The 429-nt window shown below is 44.8% G+C and carries 1 pseudogene; it reads left to right on the forward strand.

Annotated features, from left to right (window positions below):
• Positions 1-10 precede the first annotated feature (10 nt).
• Positions 11-429: pseudogene (locus tag CWB60_RS20560) on the forward strand (c-type cytochrome); the annotation flags it as partial.

Below are 429 nucleotides of genomic sequence, written 5' to 3' on the forward strand. Positions count from 1 at the left end.
AGAATACATCATGAAAAAATTAGCTCTATCTTTAACATTTTTGCTTGGTGCGTTGTCTGCAAGCAACGCAACAGCATTTGATGGCGTTGTAAACGCAGGTTAAGAAAAATCAGCAACCTGTGCGGCTTGTCACGGCCCAGACGGTAATGCACCGGTTAATATTTAACCTAAACTTGCAGGCCAGCACCCAGATTACATCCTTAAACAACTTAAGGATTTAAAAATAGGTATGACTTCAGTCGGTAAAGAATTCCGTATGGAACCTGTAATGAGCGAGATGGCTATGCCCCTTAGCGAACAAGACATGAAAGACCTATCTCAGTAGTGTTATTCATTGAACATGACTGAAGGCGCCACCCCTAAAGACGTGGGTGAAGTTGGTCAAATGCTGTACAACGCAGGACATGCTGCGCGCTGTCTGCCGGCTGG

The sequence above is a fragment of the Pseudoalteromonas sp. S327 genome, assembly GCF_005886415.1.
Classification (GTDB): Bacteria; Pseudomonadota; Gammaproteobacteria; order Enterobacterales; family Alteromonadaceae; genus Pseudoalteromonas; species Pseudoalteromonas atlantica.